The sequence below is a fragment of the Spiroplasma endosymbiont of Sarcophaga variegata genome (assembly GCF_965178695.1).
Taxonomy (GTDB): Bacteria; Bacillota_I; Bacilli_A; order Mycoplasmatales; family Mycoplasmataceae; genus Spiroplasma; species Spiroplasma poulsonii.
Genome location: NZ_CBCXVU010000002.1, coordinates 619,444 through 644,073, shown reverse-complemented (window position 1 = coordinate 644,073; position 24,630 = coordinate 619,444). Strand labels below are relative to the sequence as shown.

The window sequence follows — 24,630 nt, the reverse complement described above, 5'->3', positions numbered from 1 at the left end:
CTTATTATTTTTTGTACTTTTTGATAAAAAAATACTAAGTACATTCTATTAAAAAATTATAATAAAGTCTACTTTTATTGTACAATAAAAGTAGACTTTATTTTTAAAAAAATAAAGATATTTCACTTGAAAATAACGCAAGAAGCTCTTATAAAGGAGGAGTAAAAATGCAAAAGATTGAGATAAAAGATTTATTTGTTTCTGCTGATAATGAGATGATTTTAAATGGTTTAAATTTGACTGTTAATATTAATGAAATTCACGCTTTAATGGGGCCAAATGGAAATGGAAAATCAACTTTGTTATCAACAATTATGGGACACCCTAGTTACACGGTGGAAAGTGGGGATATTTTAATTGATTGTGAAAGTATTTTAAATAAAACAGTTGATGAACGCAGCAAAATGGGTGTCTTTTTTGCAATTCAGTCACCAGTTGAAATTTCTGGAGTTTTAAATTTAGACTTTTTAAAAGCAATTATTAATGCTCATCGCGATGCTCCAATTAAGTTACCACAATTATATAATGACATTAATCATAATATTAAAAATTTAAAAATTGATGATAGTATGATTCGCCGTTATTTAAATACTGGTTTTTCTGGTGGAGAAAAGAAAAAAAATGAAATTTTACAATTAAACTTATTAAAACCAACATTGGCTTTAATCGATGAAATTGATTCGGGGTTAGATGTTGATGCTTTGAATGTTGTTAGTGCTGAATTAAATAAAATGCGGCAAGAAAATTTTTCAGCAATTATTGTTTCACATTATGATCGTTTTTTTAATTTGGTCCAGCCAACCCATGCCCATGCCATTGTTAAAGGGAAAATTGTTAAAAGTGGTGATTATAGTTTAGTTAAAAAGATTAATGAAGAGGGTTATGAATGATTATTGCAGGAATTAAACTTAACATTTGATAATAAAAAAGCAGAAGCAAAACCTTTGACGGGGATTGGCTGTGCTGCGCAAAAAGGAAAATAACAATGCGAGTTTTACTGAATCAGCAAGAAGAAATTATTAGTGATAATCTTTTGATTAATGATACAACACAAAACTTAACGATTAAAAATACTAATCCTGGGCAAGTTATTAATCTTAATTTTTCAACCAATCTTTCTAATAAAACTTTTTTAATTTTTTTAAATTTAACTGCCGAAGCAACCATTAACTATAATATTCCTGCTCAAGATCAAATTAACATTATTAATATTTATAAAAATCGTGAATGTGAGCAAGTTGCTAATCTTTTTTATAATGTGCTAGAAAAAACCCATGTTAATGTTTATCATTTAAACATTGTTAATAGTAATATTACCGAAAATGTTACTTTTAATTTACAAGGCAAGCGTAGTACACTTAAATATTATCTCGCAAGTTTGGCAACGCATAATTATCAAAAAAATGCAATTATTTATGCGCACCATTTAGCGCCCGCAACTGAAAGTGATATTAAAACATATTCAATCGCAAAGGATAATTCATTACAAACCGTTAAATGTACTAGTCACATTGAGAAAACAATGAGTAAATCAGAGGCTCATCAAGAGTTACGATTATTAGTTTTTGATAAGACTTCAAAGGCAATTTCTGATCCAATTTTATTGATTGATGAAAACGACATTAAGGCAAGCCATGCCAATGCTGTGGGAATGTTAGACCCTGACCAAATCTTTTATTTACAAACAAGAGGTTTAACAGTTAATCAGGCACGAAAATTAATTTGCATGGGTTATTTTAAAAATGTGATTGATGCAATTGAGGATGAAACATTACAAAAAAATATTATTGATGAAATTGATAAAGAAATTGGAGAATAAATATGATTGATTATAAAAAAATTAGAGCAGAATTTCCTTTTTTTAAAAATAATGCTGATCAAATTTATCTTGATAGTTCAGCGACTAGTTTAAAACCACAAGTTGTGATTGATGCGATTAATAATTATTATACTCACTATGGAACTAATCCTCATAATACTGATAGTGATTTAGGGTATGAAACAAATGTGCAATATGAAACAATTCGTGGTAAGATTAAGCATTTTATTAATGCTAAAAAAGATCAAGAAATTATTTTTACGCCGGGAACAACATATAGTTTAAACCAAATAGCTTATGGGTTAAGCGACCTTATTCATGCCGGAGATGAAATTTTAATTACAAAACAAGAACATGGGGCAAATATTTTACCATGGTATCGTTTAGCATCAGAGAAAAAGGGTTATGTTAAATTTTTACCAGAAAAAAATTTTAGCATCGATTTAGAACAATTATCAAAAGTGATTACTGCTAAGACAAAAATAGTTTCTTTTGCTAATGTTCCCAATATTTTAGGTTATGAAAATAATCCGATGGTAATTATTGCAATGATTAAAAAAATTAATCCTGAAATAATTGTTGTGGTTGATTGTGCGCAAGGAATTATTCATATGCCAACTGATGTTCAAAAATGAAATGCTGATTTTATTACTTTTTCTGCTCATAAAATTTTTGGGCCAACTGGAATTGGAATTTTATGAGGAAAAGAAGAATTATTATTGAAACTAAAACCATTAATTGTTGGTGGCGGGATGAATGCTCAGATTGAAGGCAACGGGTCAGATTATCTTTTAAAGGGATTACCAGACCGATTAGAAGCGGGATCACCTAATATTGCTGATATTTTTGGTTTTGGAGCAGCGATTGATTTTGTCAATCGACTTACATTAAAAGAAATTATTAGTTACACTCATCAGTTAAAACAATATGCGCTTGAGCAATTTAATCAAAAATTAAAAGATAAGGTTATTATTTATAATGCTGATGCTAAAGCGGGAACATTGGTGTTTAATGTAAAAGATGTTTTTTGTCAAGATGTTGCGACGCATATCGGTAGTCGTAACAAAATTACAGTTCGAAGCGGTGATCATTGTGCTCGGTTAATTGGAGAAATTATTCCGGATAAAAATACAATTCGTGTTAGTTTTTCAATTTACAACAGTTATGAAGATATTGATTTATTAGTAACAGCCCTTGCTAATGAAACCGCTTTTTTGGGAAGGTTGGTTTAAATGGAATTTGATAAAAATGATCCAATGTTTTTACGGCAAATTATTATGGAACATTATTCAGAACCACAATATAAGGGGTTAACGAAAGAAGCCAGCGCACACTCAATTCATCAAGCTTCAGAATCATGTATTGATGATATTCATTTAGAATTAATAGTGGCCGACCAAAAAATTATGATGGCACGATTTGATGGTGTTGGTTGTGCAATTTCAACTGCATCAACAGATATTATGGCGCAGGAATTAGAAGGAAAAACCATTCGTGATGGTTTAGCGATTATTGATAATTATCTTGCAATGGTTTTTGATAAACCATATGATGAGACAAAGTTAAACGAACTAGTTGCATTTATTAATATTGCAAAACAACCTAACCGAATTAAATGTGCTACAACTGGTGTCACTGGTTTTCAAACTTTATTATTAAATTTATTAGATCCAAGTAACAAAAAATAAAGGAGGTGTTATTAATGCCAAAGTTAAAACAAGAAAAACAAATTAAAGAAATTTCTAGTTATAAATATGGTTTTAATGACGGAGATATTTCTTACTATAACACGGGGAAAGGTCTTAATGAAGATATTATTAATGAAATTTCAGATCATAAAAATGAACCAGCGTGAATGCGCGAATATCGCTTACAATCATATCGTAATTTCTTAAAAATTAATAACCCAAGTTGGGGACCAAATTTAGAATTTATGAATTTTGATGATTATGTTTACTATATTAAACCAACCGATCACACTGCTACAAAATGAGAAGAAGTACCAGAAAAAATTAAAAATACTTTTGATCGGTTGGGATTACCAGCAGCGGAACGAGATTATTTAGCAGGGATAAAAGCTCAATATGATAGTGAGCCGGTTTATGGTAGTATGTTAAAAGAAGTTGAAGAAAAAGGGGTCATCTTTTTAGATTGTGATACGGCGTTGCGTGAACATCCTGAGTTATTTAAGAAATACTTTGGGACATTAGTTCCAAATACAGATAATAAATATGCCGCTTTAAATAGTGCCGTGTGGTCAGGAGGTTCATTTATTTATGTTCCGAAAGGAGTTAAATTGGAAAAACCATTACAAGCTTATTTCCGAATTAATTACGAGAACAGTGGACAGTTCGAACGAACATTAATTATTGTTGAAGATGATGCTGAATTAAATTATATCGAAGGGTGTACTGCGCCAATTTATTCTCGTGATTCTTTGCATGCCGCAATTGTTGAAATTTTTGTTGGGAAAAATGCTAAAATGCGTTATACAACAGTTCAAAATTGAAGTGACAATGTTTTAAACTTAGTAACAAAACGAAGCATTGTTGAAGAAAATGGCCAAATGGAATGAATCGACGGTAATATTGGGTCAAAAATTAATATGAAATATCCAAGTGTTATTTTGAAAGGAAACAATAGTAAAGGACAATGTATTTCGATTGCTGTTGCAAAAGAAAATGTCATTCAAGATGCCGGTTCAAAAATGATTCATTTGGGGAAAAATACTTCTTCAAAAATTATTTCAAAATCAATGACCTTTAATGGTGGAACAGCAAATTATCGTGGTTTAGTTCACATTGGACCAAAAGCTCAATATTCAAAAGCACGGGTTGAATGTGACACCTTAATTTTAGATGGGAAATCACATTCAGATACAATTCCACAAAATAAAGTTTATAATAATGAATCACAAATTGAACATGAAGCTACTGTTAGTAAAGTTTCTGAAGAACAATTATTTTATTTACAAAGTCGCGGGTTATCGGAACAAGAAGCTTTAGAAATGATTATAATGGGGTTTTTAGAACCTTTTACAAGAGAATTACCAATGGAATATGCTGTTGAATTGAATCAATTAATTAAGATGGATATGGAAGGCAGTGTTGGTTAATGGCCGTTGTTGATAAACAACAGATTCGACAAGAAAAGCTGCTGGCTCGGCAAAACATTGCTTTATCATTACGTCATCAAAAAGAGCAACAAATTTTTGATTGTTTTTTTAATAATAATATGATCCAAAATAGTAAAAATATTGCCCTTTATTATTCTATTAAGGGGGAAGTTGATACGATTTTAATTATACAAAAATTATTAGCAGCAAACATTAATGTTTTTTTGCCCCGAATGGCAGGAACTGATTTACAATTTTATCAAATTACTAATTTATCAACTGATTTAGAATTTGATCAGCGTTTTGGTCTTTATGAACCACAAACAACATTACCGCTAATTGAAAAAAGTGAAATTGATGTTATTGTTGTTCCAATTGTTGCTTTTGACCAAAATAATTTTCGTTTAGGCTATGGGAAAGGTTATTATGATCGCTTTTTAAAAAATTATCAAAAGACGGTAATTGGATTAGCTTTTAGCGAACAATTAGTGACAAAACCATTACCAATTGAAAAACATAATATTAGAATTAAAACAATTATTAGTGCTTAATTAGACAAGGAGTAAATATGAATTTACCATTATTACGTGTTATTAGTAAATATTGATTCGCATCGTTACACACTTATTTAATAACGTTGGTTTTACCAGTGTTATTATATTTTATTAGTATCCGTGTTACTAATATGTTTAATAGCAATGCTAGTTATTTAGCATTACCGGGATCAATTTTATTGGTGGGTGTATTAAATGGAATTCTTGATTTATCAATTGCTTTTTATGAATTTCGAAAAACAAGTTTTGCACGACAACTGCATTTATTAAAAGCATCAATTTATCAGTTAATTTTTGTTTTAGTTTTGATTAATTTAATGACCACGTTAGTGGGATCATTACGGTTATTTTTAATTGCCTTTCTAAGTTATGGGGAAGCAATTCATATTGAATGAATTAATTGGTTTAGTTTTTTTTGAGCAATCATTTTATGTTCTTTTCTTTCTTCATTAATTGGAATTTTAATTGCGCTTTGTTCGAAGGATTTAAAAGTTATTTTAGTAACCTCAATTTCTGTTTTTTTAATTTTTGCTTTTTTAGCGGGCTTATTTTTCCCAATTGGGGTTATTCGTAGTGATAAAATCTTAAATATTATTGGTTATTTGTTAGCACCAAGTTATTCGTCATCAATTATGGGTAGTGCTTTTTTTGATCAGTTCCAGAATGAATTTTAGATTCTAATTTATATCCAAATTTAACATATTTTTCAGAGTTACATAATATTTGATTGCCAAGTTTAATTAGTTTTGGGTGAAGTTTTGCTTTTTTTAGTTTAATTTTTGTTATTAATTATTATCTTTAATTTTGTCGAAAACTCTTGATGAAATAAAAAAAATCATCAATATGACAATTTGAAAACTAATTTTGTGTAAGATTATGATTTTGCTTTAAATTTTTTAAACGTTAAAATATAATACCGTTGATTGTTGGTTTGGTGTTAAACCTTTGTGTTGGTATTTTCATTTTCAGAGCTTTAAATAATTTTGAATATTAGTGAAACCCAAACCATGATAATGAATTAAGGCTTCTTTAAGACTGGATTGTAATTTACTAATCTTATTTAACTTTTGATAACTAGTATCAGGGTTTGTACTAGTTTTGGTGGAATATAGAGTAGAATTTGTTTGTTTTGCTACTAATAAATATAGTGGTTGCATATCAGAAATAATTATTGATTTTTCTTTAATTAGTTGCTTATTCATATTTTCAATAATCCATTGTTTTTGTAATCTTTTGGTATTGGTGGATTGAACAAAAATATTATTATTGCTATCAACTGCCATTTGAATACAGCATTTGGTATCAGTTGAAAATGGATCGAGATGAGTTTTTCGTTTATCAAATTTATCTTTAAAATTGCCTTTATGAATTTCTTTAATAAATGTTTCATCCATTTGGATTTGACCATTTAATTTTTTAAATTTTAACTGTGTATTTTCTAATTGTTTTGATTGCATTAATTTTTGTCGATTATATCAAGCGGTTTTTGGGGTTGTTTTAATAAAACGAGAAATTATTTTACTAGATTGTCCTAACAATGAAATTTGAATTAATAAATTTCACTGTTCATAATTTAAATGACTTCAATAAGTAAAATGATGACGAAATGCATCAAAACTAGCACGACATTTTTTACATAAATATTTTTGTTTTCCTTCGGAATTATGACCATTTTTAACACAATGAAAAGATTTGCAATTAGGACATATAATGCCTTTATCTCTAAATTTTTGATCAATTTCATTTAAACGTTTTTGTTTTTTAATTAAGTCTGCTTGTTGTTTTATTTTTTCATAAAATTCTAAAAATTGATCATCTGTTAAGCTATTTATTAATTCTGTAATTATTTTTTTCATCATTTATTTACCTCTATATATTAAAAATATACCTAATTTTAGGTATATTTTATAAATATCAAGAGTTTTCGACAAAATTAAAGATTATTATCAAGATAAATAAAATATGATATGATATTTTTAGACAATTTAATATATAGTTATTTAGAGTTAGGGAATTAAGTGTAAATCTTGAGCTGTCCCAGCAACTGTGATATGGACGAACACCACAAGCCACTGAAAATATTTTTTGGGAAGGCGGTTAGTAGGATGAAGTTAAGCCAGTAGACCTTTCTAAATTTAATTAGTCTTATTATATAACTCCTGGGTGTGAGTCATGTAATTATTTTGCAAACAAATAATTTAATGATTGTTATATAAAAAGCATTTTGGGAATGCTTTTTTGTTTATTGTAACTAGAATTAAATTGTCCATTGTTAATTTGCTAGAAAGAATAAAAAAGAAGATGGAAAAATTATTAATAGTGATATTAAGTAGTTCATTTATTTTGTCACCAACAGCGACAATTATTGCTTGTAAAAATACTGATGAGTTTATTTCATATAAGTATCCAGATTGGATTTAGCATATGAAAACAGAGGAATCAAAAGAGTTTACCGTTGGTTATGATAATTATTATTTATCATCGGCAAGAAGTAGTTTCGAACAAAACAATTGGTTAGACCTTAACCAAGAAAGCCATGTTTATGTTCATTTTAAGAATATTACTAATATTGATGAAATTATGAAAAAGTTATCATTTGCTGATACTGCTAATATGCAACTCGTAACTCAGATTTATGAGCCAATAACATTTAGAAAAGCCGACAACGGTATGTATATTTCTAATCCCTTTTTAACGCAAAATACAGCTGTTGGTGGATATACTATGATGGCAAAAGATAAATGACAAGACATTAAAAATAGTAAAAATATGAAACAACTAAATGATCGCTTTCAAAAAGAGTTTGATGAACGCGGAACAATTGCTGATTCGCATCCAGTTCAAGAAGTAAATGGAACAAAATTTGTATGATGAGATTCTAATAGTTGAGGAAACTTATTGCAAACAGATATTCAGAAGGAAATTTATGGTGTTTGAAGTAACACTGAAAATAAAATTCAAGTGGGAATGAACATTCCATTGAGCCTTACAAGTGAGGGTTCAATTAAAGTGTCAAAAACAGGTGCCCACAATGTATTTCGAATTGATTTAAATTATCAAGAAGATTGAATAAATAATAGTTTTAACAAAGTAAAATATCTTCTACCCCACTGAGGTTTTTACTTTACAATTAAAGGTGATAATAATGCCCAATATATTTCACCACAACTAATTCCTGCAATTAATAATAACTTTCGTGCTTCCGATGTTTTGATATTCTTAAAATCAAAAAATTTTAATTATTTTAATACTGAAGGTTATAAAAATGCTTTAATTTTGTCGAAAACTCTTGATATTTATAAAATATACCTAAAATTAGGTATATTTTTAATATATAGAGGTAAATAAATGATGAAAAAAATAATTACAGAATTAATAAATAGCTTAACAGATGATCAATTTTTAGAATTTTATGAAAAAATAAAACAACAAGCAGACTTAATTAAAAAACAAAAACGTTTAAATGAAATTGATCAAAAATTTAGAGATAAAGGCATTATATGTCCTAATTGCAAATCTTTTCATTGTGTTAAAAATGGTCATAATTCCGAAGGAAAACAAAAATATTTATGTAAAAAATGTCGTGCTAGTTTTGATGCATTTCGTCATCATTTTACTTATTGAAGTCATTTAAATTATGAACAGTGAAATTTATTAATTCAAATTTCATTGTTAGGACAATCTAGTAAAATAATTTCTCGTTTTATTAAAACAACCCCAAAAACCGCTTGATATAATCGACAAAAATTAATGCAATCAAAACAATTAGAAAATACACAGTTAAAATTTAAAAAATTAAATGGTCAAATCCAAATGGATGAAACATTTATTAAAGAAATTCATAAAGGCAATTTTAAAGATAAATTTGATAAACGAAAAACTCATCTCGATCCATTTTCAACTGATACCAAATGCTGTATTCAAATGGCAGTTGATAGCAATAATAATATTTTTGTTCAATCCACCAATACCAAAAGATTACAAAAACAATGGATTATTGAAAATATGAATAAGCAACTAATTAAAGAAAAATCAATAATTATTTCTGATATGCAACCACTATATTTATTAGTAGCAAAACAAACAAATTCTACTCTATATTCCACCAAAACTAGTACAAACCCTGATACTAGTTATCAAAAGTTAAATAAGATTAGTAAATTACAATCCAGTCTTAAAGAAGCCTTAATTCATTATCATGGTTTGGGTTTCACTAATATTCAAAATTATTTAAAGCTCTGAAAATGAAAATACCAACACAAAGGTTTAACACCAAACCAACAATCAACGGTATTATATTTTAACGTTTAAAAAATTTAAAGCAAAATCATAATCTTACACAAAATTAGTTTTCAAATTGTCATATTGATGATTTTTTTTATTTCATCAAGAGTTTTCGACAAAATTAAAGAAAAATGCCAAAATAATTTCATAATTTTCCGGTATAATTACTATAATTATCGAAAGGAGAAAAATATGAAAAATTTGACATGATCAAAAATTTTAATGTTTATTGGCGCTGCTTGAATTATTATAATTGGAATTTTGTTTGCGGCAGGTGTTCCAGCAAAAACTTCAATTTATGGCTGAGATACAAGTTGACCAGTCTTACTGATTTTAGGGGTTTTATATATTTTAATTCCCTTATCAGTTAAGCCGGGATTCTGATCATTATTATGAGCTTTAGCGATCACTGGTTTAGCAGTCATTTTCTTAATTGGATTCTTTGTTAACGCAGATTACCAATCACCCTGAACTTATTTAGGGGCCATTCCTAATCTTTTCATTGGGGTTGGAGCATTAGGATGGATTTTTGTCTATGAGTAAAAAATTAAATATTTATGAAAAATGACATCAACTATCAATAATGTCATTTTTTTTATTTAAGATGGTTATCAAGGTTCTAATTATATTAATGGTTGATAATAACTTGATTTGAATAATTATACTCCTTGTCTTTTTTTTGTATGATCACTTCATATCCGATGAAAAAACTCATGGGAGGAAAAAAATGAAAAAAATATTAGTAATGCTAGGGGTTTTTAATTTTAGTGTTGTTAGTCCGGGTTTGATTATTAGTTGTGTTGCAAAACCAAATACTGATCAAGAAGAAAATAATGGTATTGATTATCAAGGTGATTTAAAAATTTTAAATGAAATTACCAAAAAAGTTAGTGCTGCGTTTCAAAAATATGCGATGGAAAAAGCATTAGTTGATATTAACGATTATCCAACTAATGGTCTTGAAAAATTATTTACAATGGTCAGTAAGAAACAATCACAGCGACAATTGAATTTAAATGATGAAAATGTTGGTTCAGGGTTAAACGCATTAATAAATGGTTTTCTGACTATTTTTGATAATGTTAATCGTGAAATTGCTGACCAATATTCAAATTATTATATTAATACATTACTGTTAAGTGCTGATGTAAAAGGTTATCAGTTTATGTTAAACCACATTGACACTGAACAGTTAAGATCATTAGCAAATGTTGATGTTAACAATTTGCAAGGAGTTCGGTTGGATTTTAAATTAGAAGTTAAAATCCAATTTAAAACATTAGAAACACGTGTTCCATTTTTAGTACAATATACAGTTACAAATGATAAAGTAAAAATGGAAGAAATTTTGACGGCTGTGACAGGAACCCTTTCAAAAGCAATTGTAAAATTTTTTAATTCAATGGCAGAAAATATTATTGTGGATGAAAATCCAGCTTTTCGGAGTATTTATGAAAATTTTGATTTAAATTATGCGTTTGATCATAGTATGTTAGATGGAATTGTTCAAAAGGAATTAAATACAGCCTTACAGGCTGATGATGAACTTGGTGAAATTTGAAATAGTATTACTTATGCTAAAGATGAACAAATTTTAGTTTTATTAAATTCAATTATTAATACAGATACAAATGGTGTTACCCCTGTTATTCCTAATGATGAAAAATATACGTGGGTTAATACTGGTTATGCTCCCGATAAATTAACACCAGAAAACTTTTTAGAATATTATGGAGAAAAATTAAATATTCTAACAAGCACGTCAGGTCCAAAATTACAATTAGGGCAGTTTAAAATTAACTTAGCAAAAATTTTGGTAGCGGGAGAGTACCATTATCTGGTGTAGTGTTAAATGATGGTAAACCATTTTATTTAAGTGTTGGGATTACGCGTGATGGAATGATTGAAAAAATTAAAAATTTTGGTCGAATTATTAGTGCCTTTTATAAATATTATAAAATTACTTGAGATATTAAGGTTTGAAAAGAAGGTGCTTTGTTTTTAGATGTTGGTTATTGAAATGGTCTAGAAAAACAAGTTAAAACTGATGGTTTGTCACACCGTAAAATTTGAAAAATGCTGTTAAATAAATTTAAAACTGATCCACAAAATCAAATTTTACCAGATATTGATAAATTTTGAGTAACAACAGAAGTTGTTGATTTGGTACCTGTAATCGGAAGCGATCGGTCATTAAGTATTTATGCAAATAGAAATTATAGTTTGCGTTTTAATTTTGGAGTTAATGCAACAACTAATAATATTTATTATACGCCATGACCTGTAAATATCTACGGAATTGCTTTTAAACCATAAGATTATGTTTATCCAAAAACAAGATAAAATGATATTAAAATGAAAGAACTTTATTGGTTCTTTCATTTTTTAATTAATGGTTAAAAAGTAAATTAAAATAAAGTTGCTTTTTCTTAACTTATTGTTATAATTAACTAGGCATTTATTCTACTTAGTAGAATATGCTTAAATGTGGTAGTAATGTTAACATTACGTTTGGACCACAGCGAGAATTCAAAAGGAGGAAATTGCTCGTGGCAAGGATTACTAGAATTGCAAAATTAGAATTTCAGGCTGGGCAAGCAAAACCGGGGCCAGAGTTAGCTTCATTAGGAATTAACATGCCGCAGTTTTGTACTCAGTTCAACGATGCAACAAAAGACCGTATGGGTGATGTTGTACCAGTCGTGATTACAGCATTTGATGATAAATCATTTAAATTTGAATTAAAAACTACTCCGGCAGCGATCTTATTAAAGAAAGCTGCTAAAATCCAAAAAGGATCGGCAAAAGCAAAGGATGAAAAAGTTGCAACTATTTCAGCAGACGAAGTTCGTAAAATCGCTGAATATAAGTTGGTTGACTTAAATGCAAACGATGTTGAAGCAGCAATGCATATTATTGAAGGAACTGCTCGTAATATGGGAATTGTTGTTGACGGTATGCCAAGTAAGAAGGAGAAAAACTAACAATGGCAAAATTTGGAAAAAAATATAATCAAGCTGTTGAATTAGTAGAAAAAAACAAAGTTTATCCAATTACTGAAGCAATTGAATTGGCAAAGAAAACAGCAACAACAAAATTTGATTCAACAGTTGAAGTTGCTTTTAATTTAAATGTTGATCCTCGTCATGCTGACCAACAAATTAGGGGAGCAGTTGTTTTACCAAAAGGAACTGGAAAAACACAACGAATTTTAGTCTTAACAAATAGTAAGGAAGCTGATTCAAAAGCAGCTGGGGCAAATTTTGTTGGGGGAAAAGATTTAATTGAAAAAATTCAAAAAGAAAATTGATTTGATTATGATGTAATTATTGCGACACCAGATATTATGGCTGAATTAGGGAAAATTGGGAAATTATTAGGACCAAAAGGTCTAATGCCAAACCCTAAAACAGGAACTGTTACACCAGATGTTACAAAAGCGATTGATGATGTTAAAAAAGGAAAAGTTGAATATCGTGTTGATAAAAATGGAAACATTCATTCAATTATTGGAAAAGCATCATTCAAAGCAGAAGATTTAAAAGCTAATTATGATGTAATTTATGAGGCAATTCGGAAAGCAAAACCAGCTGCTGTTAAAGGAGCATATATTAAGAATATTGCTGTTACAACAACAATGGGGCCAGGAATTAAAGTCTTAATTTAATTATAAGATTTAAGAAACTAACGAGAGTTAGTTTTTTAATTTGTCAAAATTTACCACTATTATTGTATAATATTAGTAGTACAAAAGTACATTATTAGAAAAATGAGAGGAGACGCAAGTTAATGCATTTATATTTACAAGCGGATGTTGGGCAAGCGGTTGTTGATACTTTAAAAGCATGGGGCTTTTGAAGTGCAATTATTGCGACGATGTTTGTGATTTTTTTGGGTTGATTTTTAACAAAACGGGGAACCTTTAAAAAAGACTGAGAAGCAGTTTTAATTAAAATTGTAATGGTAGTTGGTTTACCATGTTTAGCATTTGATGGGTTTATGGCTGATACAACTGTTGAACAAGTTAAAACACAAGCAGCCATTTTATTAGTGGGATTTTTATTTTATATTATTTTAGGAATTGTTGCAAAATATTTTTACATTAAATATGATCAAGATGTTCGAGATACTTTAGCAATGTGTACTGTTTTTGCCTCAACTACTTTCTTCGGAATTCCAGTTGTGACTGCTTTATTCGGAGCGGGGAAAGCAGCTTTACCAGCTAATATCTTTAATATTCCTTATCGAGTATTCTTATATTCATTAGGGTTTATTGTAATGAGTAAACCAGTGGCAGGTCAGTTAGCACCAGTTGGGCAAACAACAGTTGAAACAGTTGTTGATGTCAAAATGGATCCAGCTGGTTATGCCCAAGTAAAAGCTGAAATGCGAGTTAAAAAAATGGCAACGGTTAAAGCAAACTTAAAACAAATTTTTGTTAATCCAATTTTAATTGCAACAATTATTGGATTTATCTTTTGAGTAACACAGTTAATTCCAGGAATTGCAGTTGTTCCTGATCAAAATGCGATTGGTAGTGGTAAATTATTTTCACCATTACGATTAGATAATTCTTTCCCACCATTATTTAAAATAACAAAAACATTAGAAGGAGTCTGTACACCATTAGCTTGATTAGCAATTGGGATGACATTGGCGAAAGGAAAAATTCGCGAAGCAATGCAAGATAAAAAAGTATGGTATGGAATGATGATGAAAGTTATTTTAGCACCAGTGGTTGGGTTAGTGTTGGCAGTTATTTTTGCCGTAATTGGAAAACAAATTGGCGCATGAAAATTAGATTCAATCGGATTAGCGGTAATTGTTATTATGTTAGCAGCACCACCAGCTTCGGTAATTGTTGCATATTCAATTGGCTATAATAAACAACAAATGTTAACAAGTAACTTAACATTAGTTTCAACGTTATTTTCAATTATTTCGTTACCATTCTGAGTAATTATTACAACAGCAATTGGAGCAACTTCATTATTTACATATTAGGAAAAATAACAATTAATACAAATTAGGAGAAAATATTAATGAGTACAAAAATTAAAATGGTTTGTTATGGGGTTCGTAAAACTGAACGTCCATTTTTTGAACAGTTAAATGAAAAATATGGTTATGAGTTAACTTTAATCGAAGAATATTTAACAAAAGATAATATTGCAACAGCGAAAGGCCATAATGCTGTCATGGTGCGAGCTAATTGTGATTGTTATGAGGAAAACTTATTAAAGATGAAAGAATATGGTGTTAAATATTTATTGACAAGAACAGTTGGGTATAATCACATTGATTTAGCAAAAGCGTATGAATTAGGATTTAAGATGGCTTATGTTCCAGGTTACTCACCAAATGCTGTGAGTGAACTAGCGGTTGCAATGGGAAATGCTTTGTTACGAAATTTATTTTATATGGCGAATAATGAAAAAAATACTAATTTTAAGGTTGATGATTTTATGTTTGCAAAAGAAATTCGTAATTCAACAATTGGAATTATTGGAACAGGACGCATTGGATTTGAGACAGCAAAAGCATGACATGGGATGGGAGCAAAAGTTCTAGGACAAGATATCTATGAAAGTGATGCAGCAAAAGAAATTTTAACTTATACTGATTTAGACACATTAATTAAAGAATCAGATTTAATTTCATTGCATTGTCCATATATTAAAGAGGAAAATCATCATTTAGTTAATAAAGAATTTTTAGCAAAAATGAAACCAGGGTCCGTTTTAATTAATGCCGCACGAGGACAATTAATGGATAGTGAAGCTGTTTATGAAGCAGTAAAGTCAAACCATTTAAAAGGGGTTGGCTTAGATGTTTTAGAAAATGAAGGTGATGTTTTCTTTAAAGATTTTAAGGGTGAAAAAATGCCAGATGACATTACTAATAAACTATTAACATTATATCCACGGGTAATTATTACTCCACACGTCGGTTCATATACCGATGAAGCGGTTAAAAATATGGTTGAAACAACATATGAAAATTTAAAAGAAATTTTAACAACTGGTGAAACAAAAAATAAAATCTAATTTAAGATAAATTTACAAACAGTAGGAAAACAAAATATTGATTCAAATAATTTGCTTAATCTCAGCAAATTATTTGTTTGTTTTACAAGAGTTAACTACAAATTATTTGATAAAAGACATTAGTGTCTTTTTTTAATATAATAATAAATATATTCTTTAATTTTGTCGAAAACTCTTGATATTTATAAAATATACCTAAAATTAGGTATATTTTTAATATATAGAGGTAAATAAATGATGAAAAAAATAATTACAGAATTAATAAATAGCTTAACAGATGATCAATTTTTAGAATTTTATGAAAAAATAAAACAACAAGCAGACTTAATTAAAAAACAAAAACGTTTAAATGAAATTGATCAAAAATTTAGAGATAAAGGCATTATATGTCCTAATTGCAAATCTTTTCATTGTGTTAAAAATGGTCATAATTCCGAAGGAAAACAAAAATATTTATGTAAAAAATGTCGTGCTAGTTTTGATGCATTTCGTCATCATTTTACTTATTGAAGTCATTTAAATTATGAACAGTGAAATTTATTAATTCAAATTTCATTGTTAGGACAATCTAGTAAAATAATTTCTCGTTTTATTAAAACAACCCCAAAAACCGCTTGATATAATCGACAAAAATTAATGCAATCAAAACAATTAGAAAATACACAGTTAAAATTTAAAAAATTAAATGGTCAAATCCAAATGGATGAAACATTTATTAAAGAAATTCATAAAGGCAATTTTAAAGATAAATTTGATAAACGAAAAACTCATCTCGATCCATTTTCAACTGATACCAAATGCTGTATTCAAATGGCAGTTGATAGCAATAATAATATTTTTGTTCAATCCACCAATACCAAAAGATTACAAAAACAATGGATTATTGAAAATATGAATAAGCAACTAATTAAAGAAAAATCAATAATTATTTCTGATATGCAACCACTATATTTATTAGTAGCAAAACAAACAAATTCTACTCTATATTCCACCAAAACTAGTACAAACCCTGATACTAGTTATCAAAAGTTAAATAAGATTAGTAAATTACAATCCAGTCTTAAAGAAGCCTTAATTCATTATCATGGTTTGGGTTTCACTAATATTCAAAATTATTTAAAGCTCTGAAAATGAAAATACCAACACAAAGGTTTAACACCAAACCAACAATCAACGGTATTATATTTTAACGTTTAAAAAATTTAAAGCAAAATCATAATCTTACACAAAATTAGTTTTCAAATTGTCATATTGATGATTTTTTTTATTTCATCAAGAGTTTTCGACAAAATTAAAGAATATATTTAAAAATATAAAAAATCCATTATAATTTAATTAGCAAAAAACTATAAACTCTATTTATATTTTATTTACAAATTTTTTTATTTAAACTAACGCTATTACTTAATTTAAAAGAAAGAGGGGAACATTTTTTAAATGCGTGCTGATGTTTTACATCCAATTTGTGATGATTGTTGTTCTAATTTTAAATCATTTCATAAAAGATGAAAATTAAACAATCAAAATAATAAATTATTTATTTTTTTTGTACAAAGAAAATTGAGAACTTCAGGAGGAACACTTGATTTAACCGAGTTAATTCCAGATTATGCTTTTTTTGTGTAATGAAAGATGGTTTGTTATTTATAGCGCCAGAAAACTTCGTCAAATGTCAGAAAAGACTTACCAAAATTTTAATTTTAATAATCATACGTTATTTATTGGCAGTTATTGATACCGAATCTTTACCAACGGAATTATTAAGAGTCGTTGATATAATCTTCCGCGCTATCTTTAAAATGAAAAGGCATTTTTTATTTTGTTAAATAAATGATAAGAGCAAATATGCTAAAACTATTATTTTAGTTACTTGTTAATAAAACCGATCTAATCATTATTTATTCTATGTATTGCAGAAGCAGTTGATTTAACCACAATATTGTAGACAATTATATTGATTTTGTTTAGAATAAACTAAATAAAAAAATATCCTTAATATTTTCAATTAAGGGTATTTTTTTAGTCGATTAATGTGTATAATTCTTCTGATGATAATTGAACTTGTGGATAAATTTTATTTTTCAGTTCTTTATTAGATAAACCAATTGCCATTGATAAATGGACAGATTCTTTTTCTTTATTTATATATCCTTTTTTATTTAAACAATCATTTAACTTAGTTAAATTAAAACCTTGCATGATTGTTGAATAAACTTCTATTGATGCAGCTTGTAAGCTCATATATGCTGCAGATATAAATGCTTTGTTGATTGAATAACTATCACAATCAAATTGTTTTAGATATTCTAAATAAGAATCAACGCGGTCTTCTAATTGGTCTTCTGGCAAACCCCATCTATCTAATCTATTTTTAATAAATGTTTTACTGTTTAAAATATCTCCTTTTACTGATACAAAAAGAATTAAAACATCTGTTGTTTTCACCTTTTTTCAGTTTGGTTCATCATAAGAAATTTCAGCTAGTTTTTCTTTAACATGATTATTTCTTATTGCTAAAATTCTTGTTGGTTCTGATCCAAGTGCACTTGGAGCTAACCGACCAGCATTTAAAATTAAGTTCAAATCTTCTTTTTTTATTTGTATTAAAACCAGACATTGAACGGCGAAATTTAATTGCTTGTTCTACTGTTTTCATATTGCTTTGTTCTCCCTGTTGATAATTAATATTTGTTGATTATTTTAAATGACCATAATCAAAGTCATGTACCGCATTTATCATTATCAAACGAAGAATTGAACTATAAATGTATAATATTGATAAAATATTTTGTTTTAATGATTTTGATACTTGATGATATTATAAATGTTTTACTATTTTTTAATTTTAATTAATGTTTTTTATTAGTAAATAAATTTGCTTTATTTTATAATCAAATAATTAATAACATAACTAAAATTAAAATTTTTTATTATTTAATAATAATTTAATTTAAAAATGTACTTTGATTAATACAAAAATAAAAAAACTATATTAAATAATCCATATCATTATAACTCTTGCTGAATATATTTACAAGAGAATAGAAAACAGGAAATGTGGGAGTGCCACACATCTAATAATTTAGTTTATAAGATTCGTGAGTTGGGTGGGGTATCATTTTAATTTTTAAATAATTTTTGATGAACTTTGTAAATTGTAATAAAAATAATAATTTGAGGATGAAAACTATGCTTAAATTACAGTAATTTTCCAATTTTCAGTATATAATAAAAATAGTTTTAGTAGAAAGAGAAGTGAGGAATTTTTATTATGTCAAAAAAACTGCACGGAATAGGTGCGAGTAATGGAATTGCAATTGCAAAAGTTTTTAAATTAGAAGAACCAAAATATGAGATTTCAAATAATACGGTTTCTGATTCAGCTAGTGAAATTAAGAGTTTAGAAACAGCAATGAAGAAGGCAAATGCTGATATTGAAAAATTACAAGAAACTGCCTTAGAAAAATTGGGAGCTGAGAAAGCGGCGATCTTCGAAGCCCATAGTCAGATTTTACAGGATCCGGCGATGATTGATGAAGCAAAAAAAATGATTAATAATGATAAAAACAATGCGGCTTATGCAATTCATACTGTTGCACAGAAATTTATTACAATATTTGCTGGAATGGAGGATCCATACTTTAAGGAAAGAGCAGCGGATATCAAAGATGTAACTGATCGGTTAATTAAATATATTTTAAATGTGCCGGTGTTAGATTTAGCAACAATTAATGAAGAAGTTATTATTGTCGCAGAAGATTTAACACCATCACAAACAGCGCAATTGGCCCCTAAATTTGCAAAAGGATTTAGTTGTGATATGGGGGGAAGAACTAGCCATGCTGCTATTATGGCTCGTAGTTTAGAAATTCCGGCAGTGTTAGGCCTAAAAGATGTTACAAAACATGCAAAACATAATGAAGCGATGATGATTAATGGAACAACTGGGGAGGTTATTTTAGCCCCATCAGCTGACGAGATTAAAACTTGAACCGCAGAACGAACAAAGTTTTTCCAATTGCAACAAGAATTATTAGCATTTAAAGATAAAACCACCGTATCAAAAGATGGATACCAAAAATTTGTTTTAGAAGGTAACATTTGGGCCCCAAAAGATGTTCAAGGGGTGTTAGATAATGGTGGCCAAGGAATTGGACTCTTTAGAAGTGAGTTCTTATATATGGATAATGATCATTTTCCAACGGAAGATGAACAATATAAAGCATATAAAGGCGTGTTAGAAGGAATGCAAAACCGACCAGTAATTATTCGTACGTTGGATATTGGGGGAGATAAAAAACTATCATATTTTAAATTCCCAGAAGAAATGAATCCATTTTTAGGTTATCGTGCGATTCGATTATGTTTAGATAAAACGGATGTGTTTCGAACACAATTACGAGCTTTATTACGCGCGAGTGTCCACGGGAAACTTGGTATTATGTTCCCAATGATTGCTACAATTGATGAATTTAAAGCAGCAAAAGAAATTACATTAGAAGAAAAAGCAAATCTAATTAAAGCCGGACATCAAGTTGCGGATAATATTGAAATTGGAATGATGATGGAAATTCCATCAGCAGCTGTGTTGGCGGACCAGTTTGCAAAACATGCTGATTTCTTTTCAATCGGAACAAACGATTTAATTCAATACACAATGGCAGCTGATCGGATGAGTCAATTTGTTGCTTATTTATATCAACCATATAATCCATCAATTTTACGTTTAATCAAAACAATTATTGATGGAGCTCATAAAGAAGGCAAATGAGTTGGAATGTGTGGTGAGATGGCGGGAGAAGAACAAGCAATTCCCCTTTTAATGGGAATGAAGTTAGATTACTTTTCAATGTCAGCAACAAGTATTTTAAATGCCCGTCGAGTTATTAGTAAATTAGAAGTTCCAGCGATGGAACAATTAGTGGCAAAAGCTCTAACTTGTCAAACCGCTGAAGAAGTATTAGCTTTAGTACAAAAAACAACAAAAAGTGCTTTAAATGTTTAAATTTTTGATAAAATAACACTATTAGTGTTATTTTTTTATTAAATAGGTGATTTTAATGTTTTATTTAAATGCGCAAGCAAGTAATATTCCAGTATCAGTCTTAATTGTTTTGGTTGTATTGTTTACATTGTTATCAATTGCAAGTGGTGGTTGATGGTGATGACAGTCACGGAAAGCTCGTCAAAATTCACATAATGATGACTTTACAACCAAACAAAAATTAACAATTCGGGCTGCTTTTCGAAAAAATAAATATTTAATTCTTTTTTTATGTTGTGTTTTTTGTTTAATTGGTTTAATCTTAGTTTTAGTTAATCAACTAGCTGATTTTCCCTTGTTTTAAAAATAGCTTTAATTTTGTCGAAAACTCTTGATGAAATAAAAAAAATCATCAATATGACAATTTGAAAACTAATTTTGTGTAAGATTATGATTTTGCTTTAAATTTTTTAAACGTTAAAATATAATACCGTTGATTGTTGGTTTGGTGTTAAACCTTTGTGTTGGTATTTTCATTTTCAGAGCTTTAAATAATTTTGAATATTAGTGAAACCCAAACCATGATGATAATGAATTAAGGCTTCTTTAAGACTGGATTGTAATTTACTAATCTTATTTAACTTTTGATAACTAGTATCAGGGTTTGTACTAGTTTTGGTGGAATATAGAGTAGAATTTGTTTGTTTTGCTACTAATAAATATAGTGGTTGCATATCAGAAATAATTATTGATTTTTCTTTAATTAGTTGCTTATTCATATTTTCAATAATCCATTGTTTTTGTAATCTTTTGGTATTGGTGGATTGAACAAAAATATTATTATTGCTATCAACTGCCATTTGAATACAGCATTTGGTATCAGTTGAAAATGGATCGAGATGAGTTTTTCGTTTATCAAATTTATCTTTAAAATTGCCTTTATGAATTTCTTTAATAAATGTTTCATCCATTTGGATTTGACCATTTAATTTTTTAAATTTTAACTGTGTATTTTCTAATTGTTTTGATTGCATTAATTTTTGTCGATTATATCAAGCGGTTTTTGGGGTTGTTTTAATAAAACGAGAAATTATTTTACTAGATTGTCCTAACAATGAAATTTGAATTAATAAATTTCACTGTTCATAATTTAAATGACTTCAATAAGTAAAATGATGACGAAATGCATCAAAACTAGCACGACATTTTTTACATAAATATTTTTGTTTTCCTTCGGAATTATGACCATTTTTAACACAATGAAAAGATTTGCAATTAGGACATATAATGCCTTTATCTCTAAATTTTTGATCAATTTCATTTAAACGTTTTTGTTTTTTAATTAAGTCTGCTTGTTGTTTTATTTTTTCATAAAATTCTAAAAATTGATCATCTGTTAAGCTATTTATTAATTCTGTAATTATTTTTTTCATCATTTATTTACCTCCATATATTAAAAATATACCTAATTTTAGGTATATTTTATAAATATCAAGAGTTTTCGACAAAATTAAAGAAAAATAGCAAGTAAATTTAATTAATTTATAGTATACTAATTATATATAATAGCAGTGTCTGATTAAAAGAATAAGGAGAAGAAATGATGGGATTGTTTAGTAAAAAATTAAAAGAACTTGAAATTATTGCCCCAGTGGATGGTGAGATTATTGCCTTAGATAAAGTTGAGGATGAAGTATTTTCACAAAAAATGTTAGGTGATGGTTTAGCAATTAAACCAAGTGCAGGAAACTTTGTTGCCCCAGTGGCTGGAAAATTAATTACTGTTTTTCCAACAGGGCATGCTTATGGAATTAAAAGTAATATTGGTGTTGAAATGTTATTACACATCGGAATGGATACTGTTTCATTAGATGGTAAAGGATTTGATATTAAAGTGAAACAAGATGATAATGTAAAACAAGGCGACTTGTTATGTGAAGTTGATTTAGCTGTTTTAAAAGCAGAGAAAGTACCAAGTTTAGATACACCAATTGTGTTTACACCAGAAACAATGAGTGGTAGAACAATTACCGTTGTTAAAGAAGGAAAAGTAAAACAAGGGGAAGTTATTGCTATTATCAAATAGGAAATAAGCTAAATAATAAGTGATTTTATAATTAAAAATCACTTTTATTTTTGGAAGATCCCTAATATTTTGCCGCGTTTTTGCTATAATTGTTAAGAAGAGGAGAAGATGAAATGACAAAAATAGTTTTAATTGCGATTGCCTTTTTTCTATATTATTATTGAGTTTTTTCTTCCACAGGATCAATTTTAGCAGAAGTTTTAAAGATTCGAACTAAGAACATTTATTTTGGGATGATTATGGGTTTTTTCTTTTATTTTGCTGTAATTTCTTTTTTATTGATTACGTTAGAATTAATTACTGATTTACGCTATATCATTTTAGTTTATTCGTTATTATCCATTAATATTTTATATTCATTATTTTTATTATTATTTATTCGTTATTGGTTTAACATTAATTTATGAGATTGAAACCATGCCATTTTCTTTGTGGCATTTGGAGTCTTTATGGTTTTATATTATTTAAAAAATTATTTTATTTCACCGTCGGGATTAAACATTACTAATACGTATATTTTAAGTTTTTATCGGTATGATTCTGTTGATAATAATATTATTTTTAAATTAAATCCGGATGTTATTGTTGGAAATGTTCGTGCTTTAGCTTCACTTTCGTGATTTACTAATGTTTCAGTGTGATTTGTAATGACAGGAATTGATCCAAGTGAAATTATTTGAAATTTATTAAATATTTTAGATGCAATGTTATTTGCTTCGATTTTTGTAACATTATTAAGTAACTTTGCTAATAAAAAAAGTAATCGTTTCTTAATTGGGTTATTATCTTTGCTAGTTTTATCAGCATCAAAATTATTAATTTATTATTTTGGTTATGATTCATGATATCCGCAAAATATGTTAACAAGTCTGTTCTTTGTAACATTTATCTTAATGACAATTTATACTAATGAAGAATATCGTAGTCGTAATATGCCATGAATTATTGGAATTATTTTTTCAAGTTATATTACTTTTGAATGAGATGCGTCCTATATTATGTTACTTATTATTTGTGTTTCAACATTGATTACGATGCTAAAATATCAAACTAATTTCTTAAAAGATATGGTTAAGTTCACTTTATTTCCAACGTTATGTTTTATTTTTTATAATGCTCAAATCAAAAACTTCTTATTAATTTTTATTTTCTTAGGGTTATTTTTATTAATGTTAATTTTATCAATCTTATTATATCGAAATTATTCTCGTGTCCATGATATTGAGTTGATAATGTATGTTGGTCGCAATAAATTATTGTTTGTGGTGCCGTTTATTTTCACTTTAATTTCAGTTGTTGTTTTAGCAACGGGGGAAAATAATTTGAACTTTTGAACGTTAGAAAATATTGCTTCGGCATTATATGTTCAGTTAGAATTTATGCGCTTTCAACTATGAACGAATATTGTTTTCTTAATCATTTCCTTTATTTTCTTGGGGTTAGCGCTAATTTGATTATTGTTTTTTGAACAAATCCCAAATTTTTTGGCAAAAACACCAATTAATATGTTATCTCTTTTAACAGTAACGTTTTTCAATCCATTAGTGGGACGTTTTCTAATTTTAATTTTTAATGAACAAGCGTTATTAAACAATGCTACGGTCTTCATTGTTGCATTATTAGTTGCCTTAAATATTAGTGTTTATGCCCTACGTATTAAGCCCTTTAAAAAGTGACATTTCAAAAAGCCAACTATGCCACCCCACAATAAGCAGAAATTAAGAGCAATGAAATAAGGAGG

General features: G+C 28.2%; 25 protein-coding genes and 1 riboswitch. Of the genes, 22 read left to right on the top strand and 3 right to left on the bottom strand.

From position 1 onward, the window contains the following. Positions 1-167 precede the first annotated feature (167 nt). Genes sufC through ACOBME_RS05090 form a run of 7 tightly spaced genes read left to right on the top strand, consistent with a single transcriptional unit; the run spans position 168 to position 6,162 of the window. The gene (gene sufC / locus ACOBME_RS05120) at positions 168-983 is read left to right on the top strand and encodes a Fe-S cluster assembly ATPase SufC (RefSeq protein ID WP_419334504.1); all 816 of its coding nucleotides are present in this window, start codon (positions 168-170) and stop codon (positions 981-983) included. Between the two features lie 2 nt (positions 984-985). After that, the gene (locus ACOBME_RS05115) at positions 986-1,819 is read left to right on the top strand and encodes a SufB/SufD family protein (RefSeq protein ID WP_338964488.1); all 834 of its coding nucleotides are present in this window, start codon (positions 986-988) and stop codon (positions 1,817-1,819) included. A 2-nt stretch (positions 1,820-1,821) separates the two neighbouring features. After that, the gene (locus tag ACOBME_RS05110) at positions 1,822-3,051 is read left to right on the top strand and encodes an aminotransferase class V-fold PLP-dependent enzyme (protein WP_338964485.1); all 1,230 of its coding nucleotides are present in this window, start codon (positions 1,822-1,824) and stop codon (positions 3,049-3,051) included. Next, positions 3,052-3,507 carry a Fe-S cluster assembly sulfur transfer protein SufU gene (gene sufU / locus ACOBME_RS05105; protein ID WP_338964483.1) on the top strand — a complete coding sequence of 152 codons (456 nt, stop codon included), beginning with the start codon at positions 3,052-3,054 and terminating at the stop codon, positions 3,505-3,507. A gap of 14 nt (positions 3,508-3,521) precedes the next feature. Continuing rightward, a complete protein-coding gene (sufB, locus tag ACOBME_RS05100; RefSeq protein ID WP_338964480.1) occupies positions 3,522-4,934 on the top strand; it encodes a Fe-S cluster assembly protein SufB in 1,413 nt (470 codons plus the stop codon). Continuing rightward, complete coding sequence (locus ACOBME_RS05095; protein WP_338964477.1) at positions 4,934-5,485, top strand: 5-formyltetrahydrofolate cyclo-ligase; 552 nt, start codon at positions 4,934-4,936, stop codon at positions 5,483-5,485. The genes sufB and ACOBME_RS05095 overlap by 1 nt, the downstream gene beginning before the upstream one ends. A 17-nt stretch (positions 5,486-5,502) precedes the next feature. Continuing rightward, positions 5,503-6,162, top strand: coding sequence for a hypothetical protein (locus ACOBME_RS05090; RefSeq protein WP_419334501.1), 660 nt, complete (start codon positions 5,503-5,505; stop codon positions 6,160-6,162). A 222-nt stretch (positions 6,163-6,384) separates the two neighbouring features. Here the strand turns inward: ACOBME_RS05090 and ACOBME_RS05085 are convergent, their stop codons facing one another. Next, complete coding sequence (locus ACOBME_RS05085; RefSeq protein WP_338963247.1) at positions 6,385-7,347, bottom strand: IS1/IS1595 family N-terminal zinc-binding domain-containing protein; 963 nt, start codon at positions 7,345-7,347, stop codon at positions 6,385-6,387. 102 nt (positions 7,348-7,449) lie between these two features. Continuing rightward, positions 7,450-7,635, top strand: a riboswitch (cobalamin riboswitch). 277 nt (positions 7,636-7,912) lie between these two features. Between ACOBME_RS05085 and ACOBME_RS05080 the strand changes: the two genes are divergently transcribed. The 11 genes from ACOBME_RS05080 (at position 7,913) to ACOBME_RS05030 (ending at position 17,445) form a co-directional block, all read left to right on the top strand. Next, positions 7,913-8,836 (top strand): hypothetical protein, encoded by a 924-nt coding sequence (locus ACOBME_RS05080; RefSeq protein ID WP_338964453.1) that lies wholly within the window; start codon positions 7,913-7,915, stop codon positions 8,834-8,836. Further along, positions 8,837-9,799 (top strand): IS1/IS1595 family N-terminal zinc-binding domain-containing protein, encoded by a 963-nt coding sequence (locus ACOBME_RS05075; RefSeq protein WP_338963247.1) that lies wholly within the window; start codon positions 8,837-8,839, stop codon positions 9,797-9,799. 165 nt (positions 9,800-9,964) lie between these two features. Then, the gene (locus ACOBME_RS05070) at positions 9,965-10,315 is read left to right on the top strand and encodes a hypothetical protein (protein WP_338964473.1); all 351 of its coding nucleotides are present in this window, start codon (positions 9,965-9,967) and stop codon (positions 10,313-10,315) included. A 184-nt stretch (positions 10,316-10,499) separates the two neighbouring features. After that, positions 10,500-11,618 carry a hypothetical protein gene (locus ACOBME_RS05065; RefSeq protein WP_419334499.1) on the top strand — a complete coding sequence of 373 codons (1,119 nt, stop codon included), beginning with the start codon at positions 10,500-10,502 and terminating at the stop codon, positions 11,616-11,618. Beyond that, positions 11,618-12,088 (top strand): hypothetical protein, encoded by a 471-nt coding sequence (locus ACOBME_RS05060; protein ID WP_338964468.1) that lies wholly within the window; start codon positions 11,618-11,620, stop codon positions 12,086-12,088. The genes ACOBME_RS05065 and ACOBME_RS05060 overlap by 1 nt, the downstream gene beginning before the upstream one ends. A gap of 233 nt (positions 12,089-12,321) precedes the next feature. After that, a complete protein-coding gene (rplK, locus tag ACOBME_RS05055; protein ID WP_338964466.1) occupies positions 12,322-12,756 on the top strand; it encodes a 50S ribosomal protein L11 in 435 nt (144 codons plus the stop codon). Positions 12,757-12,758: 2 nt separating this feature from the next. Further along, positions 12,759-13,439 carry a 50S ribosomal protein L1 gene (gene rplA / locus ACOBME_RS05050; RefSeq protein ID WP_338964464.1) on the top strand — a complete coding sequence of 227 codons (681 nt, stop codon included), beginning with the start codon at positions 12,759-12,761 and terminating at the stop codon, positions 13,437-13,439. Positions 13,440-13,561: 122 nt separating this feature from the next. Then, positions 13,562-14,776 carry an AEC family transporter gene (locus tag ACOBME_RS05045; RefSeq protein ID WP_338964462.1) on the top strand — a complete coding sequence of 405 codons (1,215 nt, stop codon included), beginning with the start codon at positions 13,562-13,564 and terminating at the stop codon, positions 14,774-14,776. A 38-nt stretch (positions 14,777-14,814) separates the two neighbouring features. Then, positions 14,815-15,819, top strand: coding sequence for an NAD(P)-dependent oxidoreductase (locus ACOBME_RS05040; RefSeq protein ID WP_338964459.1), 1,005 nt, complete (start codon positions 14,815-14,817; stop codon positions 15,817-15,819). Between the two features lie 234 nt (positions 15,820-16,053). Further along, positions 16,054-17,016, top strand: a complete 963-nt coding sequence (locus ACOBME_RS05035) for an IS1/IS1595 family N-terminal zinc-binding domain-containing protein (RefSeq protein WP_338963247.1) — start codon at positions 16,054-16,056, stop codon at positions 17,014-17,016. A 240-nt stretch (positions 17,017-17,256) separates the two neighbouring features. Beyond that, on the top strand, positions 17,257-17,445 hold the full coding sequence (locus tag ACOBME_RS05030; RefSeq protein WP_338964448.1) for a hypothetical protein: 189 nt from the start codon (positions 17,257-17,259) through the stop codon (positions 17,443-17,445). A gap of 393 nt (positions 17,446-17,838) precedes the next feature. On the opposite strand, the gene ACOBME_RS05025 is transcribed toward ACOBME_RS05030, so the two are convergent. Further along, the gene (locus ACOBME_RS05025) at positions 17,839-18,417 is read right to left on the bottom strand and encodes a nitroreductase family protein (RefSeq protein ID WP_338966574.1); all 579 of its coding nucleotides are present in this window, start codon (positions 18,415-18,417) and stop codon (positions 17,839-17,841) included. Positions 18,418-19,090: 673 nt separating this feature from the next. Between ACOBME_RS05025 and ptsP the strand changes: the two genes are divergently transcribed. Both ptsP and ACOBME_RS05015 read left to right on the top strand, forming a co-directional pair. Then, positions 19,091-20,824, top strand: a complete 1,734-nt coding sequence (gene ptsP, locus ACOBME_RS05020) for a phosphoenolpyruvate--protein phosphotransferase (RefSeq protein WP_419334495.1) — start codon at positions 19,091-19,093, stop codon at positions 20,822-20,824. 55 nt (positions 20,825-20,879) lie between these two features. Continuing rightward, the gene (locus ACOBME_RS05015) at positions 20,880-21,167 is read left to right on the top strand and encodes a hypothetical protein (RefSeq protein ID WP_338964444.1); all 288 of its coding nucleotides are present in this window, start codon (positions 20,880-20,882) and stop codon (positions 21,165-21,167) included. A 106-nt stretch (positions 21,168-21,273) separates the two neighbouring features. Here ACOBME_RS05015 and ACOBME_RS05010 read toward each other — a convergent pair whose 3' ends face one another. Continuing rightward, positions 21,274-22,239 (bottom strand): transposase, encoded by a 966-nt coding sequence (locus tag ACOBME_RS05010; protein ID WP_419334492.1) that lies wholly within the window; start codon positions 22,237-22,239, stop codon positions 21,274-21,276. 167 nt (positions 22,240-22,406) lie between these two features. Between ACOBME_RS05010 and ACOBME_RS05005 the strand changes: the two genes are divergently transcribed. Together ACOBME_RS05005 and ACOBME_RS05000 are read left to right on the top strand one after the other, a co-directional pair. Further along, the gene (locus tag ACOBME_RS05005; protein ID WP_338964441.1) at positions 22,407-22,889 is read left to right on the top strand and encodes a PTS sugar transporter subunit IIA; all 483 of its coding nucleotides are present in this window, start codon (positions 22,407-22,409) and stop codon (positions 22,887-22,889) included. A gap of 113 nt (positions 22,890-23,002) precedes the next feature. Further along, positions 23,003-24,625 (top strand): hypothetical protein, encoded by a 1,623-nt coding sequence (locus tag ACOBME_RS05000; protein WP_419334490.1) that lies wholly within the window; start codon positions 23,003-23,005, stop codon positions 24,623-24,625. Positions 24,626-24,630 lie beyond the last annotated feature (5 nt).